The organism is Stenotrophomonas daejeonensis (assembly GCF_001431505.1).
Classification (GTDB): domain Bacteria; phylum Pseudomonadota; class Gammaproteobacteria; order Xanthomonadales; family Xanthomonadaceae; genus Stenotrophomonas; species Stenotrophomonas daejeonensis.
Genome location: NZ_LDJP01000061.1, coordinates 1 through 5,147 on the forward strand (window position 1 = coordinate 1; position 5,147 = coordinate 5,147).

The window sequence follows — 5,147 nt, forward strand, 5'->3', positions numbered from 1 at the left end:
TTTTAAGTGAAGAGTTTGATCCTGGCTCAGAGTGAACGCTGGCGGTAGGCCTAACACATGCAAGTCGAACGGCAGCACAGGAGAGCTTGCTCTCTGGGTGGCGAGTGGCGGACGGGTGAGGAATACATCGGAATCTACTTTGTCGTGGGGGATAACGCAGGGAAACTTGCGCTAATACCGCATACGACCTACGGGTGAAAGCAGGGGATCTTCGGACCTTGCGCGATTGAATGAGCCGATGTCGGATTAGCTAGTTGGCGGGGTAAAGGCCCACCAAGGCGACGATCCGTAGCTGGTCTGAGAGGATGATCAGCCACACTGGAACTGAGACACGGTCCAGACTCCTACGGGAGGCAGCAGTGGGGAATATTGGACAATGGGCGCAAGCCTGATCCAGCCATACCGCGTGGGTGAAGAAGGCCTTCGGGTTGTAAAGCCCTTTTGTTGGGAAAGAAAAGCCATGGGTTAATACCCTGTGGTTCTGACGGTACCCAAAGAATAAGCACCGGCTAACTTCGTGCCAGCAGCCGCGGTAATACGAAGGGTGCAAGCGTTACTCGGAATTACTGGGCGTAAAGCGTGCGTAGGTGGTTGATTAAGTCTGTCGTGAAAGCCCTGGGCTCAACCTGGGAATTGCGATGGAAACTGGTTGACTAGAGTGTGGCAGAGGGTAGTGGAATTCCTGGTGTAGCAGTGAAATGCGTAGAGATCAGGAGGAACATCCGTGGCGAAGGCGACTGCCTGGGCCAACACTGACACTGAGGCACGAAAGCGTGGGGAGCAAACAGGATTAGATACCCTGGTAGTCCACGCCCTAAACGATGCGAACTGGATGTTGGGTGCACTTTGGCACGCAGTATCGAAGCTAACGCGTTAAGTTCGCCGCCTGGGGAGTACGGTCGCAAGACTGAAACTCAAAGGAATTGACGGGGGCCCGCACAAGCGGTGGAGTATGTGGTTTAATTCGATGCAACGCGAAGAACCTTACCTGGCCTTGACATGCACGGAACTTTCCAGAGATGGATGGGTGCCTTCGGGAACCGTGACACAGGTGCTGCATGGCTGTCGTCAGCTCGTGTCGTGAGATGTTGGGTTAAGTCCCGCAACGAGCGCAACCCTTGTCCTTAGTTGCCAGCACGTAATGGTGGGAACTCTAAGGAGACCGCCGGTGACAAACCGGAGGAAGGTGGGGATGACGTCAAGTCATCATGGCCCTTACGGCCAGGGCTACACACGTACTACAATGGTAGGGACAGAGGGCTGCAAGCCGGCGACGGTGAGCCAATCCCAGAAACCCTATCTCAGTCCGGATTGGAGTCTGCAACTCGACTCCATGAAGTCGGAATCGCTAGTAATCGCAGATCAGCATTGCTGCGGTGAATACGTTCCCGGGCCTTGTACACACCGCCCGTCACACCATGGGAGTTTGTTGCACCAGAAGCAGGTAGCTTAACCTTCGGGAGGGCGCTTGCCACGGTGTGGCCGATGACTGGGGTGAAGTCGTAACAAGGTAGCCGTATCGGAAGGTGCGGCTGGATCACCTCCTTTTGAGCATGACGGCATCGCCTGTCAGGCGCCCCCACAAGAGACCTGCATTCAGAGTTCCGCACCGGAAGCCGGTGTGGAGAAGTCCCGTACATGGGGCCTTAGCTCAGCTGGGAGAGCACCTGCTTTGCAAGCAGGGGGTCGTCGGTTCGATCCCGACAGGCTCCACCACTGCGCTTTGACAGAACATTGGGTCTGTAGCTCAGGTGGTTAGAGCGCACCCCTGATAAGGGTGAGGTCGGTGGTTCGAGTCCTCCCAGACCCACCACTCTGAATGATTGGCGCATACGAAGAATTTGAAGGGCCTGGCATTGTGGCCGGGACCTGTTCTTTTACAACTTGTGACGTAGCGAGCGTTTGAGATTATCTATCAGACGTGTCGTGAGGCTAAGGCGAGAGACGCAAGTCTCTTTATTGATTGAGTCGTTATATTCGTGCGTGGGCTTTGTACCCCCATGCGCATGTGACCCAAGGCAACTTGCGGTTATATGGTCAAGCGAATAAGCGCACACGGTGGATGCCTTGGCGGTCAGAGGCGATGAAGGACGTGGCAGCCTGCGAAAAGTGTCGGGGAGCTGGCAACAAGCTTTGATCCGGCAATGTCCGAATGGGGAAACCCACTGCTTCGGCAGTATCCTGCAGTGAATACATAGCTGCTGGAAGCGAACCCGGTGAACTGAAATATCTAAGTAACCGGAGGAAAAGAAATCAACCGAGATTCCCTGAGTAGCGACGAGCGAACGGGGACTAGCCCTTAAGCTGGCATGGTTTTAGAAAAACAACCTGGAAAGGTTGGCCATAGAAGGTGACAGCCCTGTATTTGAAAGGGCCATGCCAGTGAAGACGAGTAGGGCGGGGCACGTGAAACCCTGTCTGAACATGGGGGGACCATCCTCCAAGGCTAAATACTACTGACCGACCGATAGTGAACCAGTACCGTGAGGGAAAGGCGAAAAGAACCCCGGAGAGGGGAGTGAAATAGAACCTGAAACCGTGTGCGTACAAGCAGTAGGAGCCCGCAAGGGTGACTGCGTACCTTTTGTATAATGGGTCAGCGACTTACTGTTCGTGGCAAGCTTAACCGTATAGGGGAGGCGAAGGGAAACCGAGTCTGATAAGGGCGCATAGTCGCGGGCAGTAGACCCGAAACCGGGTGATCTAGTCATGCCCAGGGTGAAGGTGCGGTAACACGCACTGGAGGCCCGAACCCACTCCCGTTGCAAAGGTAGGGGATGAGGTGTGATTAGGAGTGAAAAGCTAATCGAACCCGGAGATAGCTGGTTCTCCTCGAAAGCTATTTAGGTAGCGCCTCATATGTATCCTCTCGGGGGTAGAGCACTGTTATGGCTAGGGGGTCATCGCGACTTACCAAACCATTGCAAACTCCGAATACCGAGACGGACTGTATGGGAGACACACGGCGGGTGCTAACGTCCGTCGTGAAAAGGGAAACAACCCAGACCCACAGCTAAGGTCCCAAATTTTGTGCTAAGTGGAAAACCATGTGGAAAGGCACAGACAGCCAGGAGGTTGGCTTAGAAGCAGCCACCCTTTAAAGAAAGCGTAATAGCTCACTGGTCGAGTCGGTCTGCGGGGAAGATTTAACGGGGCTAAGCACAGAACCGAAGCTTGGGGTGCATCACTTTGTGATGCGCGGTAGAGGAGCGTTCCGTAAGCCGGTGAAGGTGGATTGAGAAGTCTGCTGGAGGTATCGGAAGTGCGAATGCTGACATGAGTAACGATAATGCGGGTGAAAAACCCGCACGCCGAAAGCCCAAGGTTTCCTTGCGCAACGTTAATCGGCGCAGGGTGAGTCGGCCCCTAAGGCGAGGCAGAAATGCGTAGTCGATGGGAAGCAGGTTAATATTCCTGCACCTCGCGTAAGTGCGATGGAGGGACGGAGAAGGTTAGGTGTACCGGGCGTTGGTTGTCCCGGGGAAAGGCGGTAGGTTTGGAACTTTGGCAAATCCGGGTTCCTTCAAGACCGAGCACCGAGACGAGCCTTTTAGGCGAAGTCACTGATACCACGCTTCCAGGAAAAGCTCCTAAGCTTCAGCTTACGCAGACCGTACCGTAAACCGACACAGGTGGGTAGGATGAGAATTCTCAGGCGCTTGAGAGAACTCGGGTGAAGGAACTAGGCAACATGGCACCGTAACTTCGGGAGAAGGTGCACCCTCTTTGGTGGCCCATGCGGGTCAAAGCTGAGGAGGGTCGCAGTAACCAGGCCGCTGCGACTGTTTATCAAAAACACAGCACTCTGCAAACACGAAAGTGGACGTATAGGGTGTGACGCCTGCCCGGTGCTGGAAGGTTAATTGATGGGGTCAGCCGCAAGGCGAAGCTCTTGATCGAAGCCCCAGTAAACGGCGGCCGTAACTATAACGGTCCTAAGGTAGCGAAATTCCTTGTCGGGTAAGTTCCGACCTGCACGAATGGCGTAACGACAGCGGCGCTGTCTCCACCCGAGACTCAGTGAAATTGAAATCGCTGTGAAGATGCAGCGTTCCCGTGGCAAGACGGAAAGACCCCGTGAACCTTTACTATAGCTTTACACTGAACGTTGAGTTCGTCTGTGTAGGATAGGTGGGAGGCTATGAAACCATGACGCCAGTTGTGGTGGAGCCATCCTTGAAATACCACCCTGTCGTGCTTGACGTTCTAACCTGGGCCCGTAATCCGGGTCGGGGACCGTGTATGGTGGGTAGTTTGACTGGGGCGGTCTCCTCCTAAAGAGTAACGGAGGAGCTCGAAGGTACGCTCAGCGCGGTCGGACATCGCGCACTGTGTGCAAAGGCATAAGCGTGCTTGACTGCAAGATCGACGGATCAAGCAGGTACGAAAGTAGGACTTAGTGATCCGGTGGTTCTGTATGGAAGGGCCATCGCTCAACGGATAAAAGGTACTCCGGGGATAACAGGCTGATACCGCCCAAGAGTTCATATCGACGGCGGTGTTTGGCACCTCGATGTCGGCTCATCACATCCTGGGGCTGTAGTCGGTCCCAAGGGTATGGCTGTTCGCCATTTAAAGTGGTACGCGAGCTGGGTTCAGAACGTCGTGAGACAGTTCGGTCCCTATCTGCCATGGGCGTTGGAAGTTTGAGAGGGGCTGCTCCTAGTACGAGAGGACCGGAGTGGACGAACCTCTGGTGTTCCGGTTGTCACGCCAGTGGCATTGCCGGGTAGCTATGTTCGGAAGCGATAACCGCTGAAAGCATCTAAGCGGGAAGCGCGCCTCAAGATGAGACTTCCCGGGGCTCTAGCCCCCTGAAGGAACCATGTAGACTACGTGGTTGATAGGTCAGGTGTGTAAGTGCAGCAATGCATTGAGCTAACTGATACTAATGATCCGTGTGGCTTGACCATATAACCTCAAGTTGCCTTGGCCGACATGACATGTCGATAGAACCCAAGTGCACGCTACGTCACAAGTCCCTACGAGAGGCTGGCGCTTCATCCAATCCACCGGATAGCGACCCTCCAACCCTCTCCCTGGTGAAATCAGCGCTGTGGAACCACCCGATCCCATCCCGAACTCGGAAGTGAAACGCAGCTGCGCCGATGGTAGTGTGGCTCAAGCCATGCGAGAGTAGGTCATCG

General features: G+C 54.7%; 2 tRNA genes and 3 rRNA genes. All 5 read left to right on the top strand.

The features are described 5' to 3' along the window. Positions 1 to 3 precede the first annotated feature (3 nt). Positions 4 to 1,548, top strand: a 16S ribosomal RNA gene (locus ABB34_RS10575). A gap of 92 nt (positions 1,549 to 1,640) precedes the next feature. Beyond that, a tRNA-Ala gene (locus ABB34_RS10580) sits at positions 1,641 to 1,716 on the top strand. 20 nt (positions 1,717 to 1,736) lie between these two features. Further along, positions 1,737 to 1,813: transfer RNA gene (locus tag ABB34_RS10585), tRNA-Ile, on the top strand. 222 nt (positions 1,814 to 2,035) lie between these two features. Next, positions 2,036 to 4,913, top strand: a 23S ribosomal RNA gene (locus ABB34_RS10590). A gap of 125 nt (positions 4,914 to 5,038) precedes the next feature. Continuing rightward, a 5S ribosomal RNA gene (gene rrf, locus ABB34_RS10595) occupies positions 5,039 to 5,147 on the top strand; the annotation flags it as partial.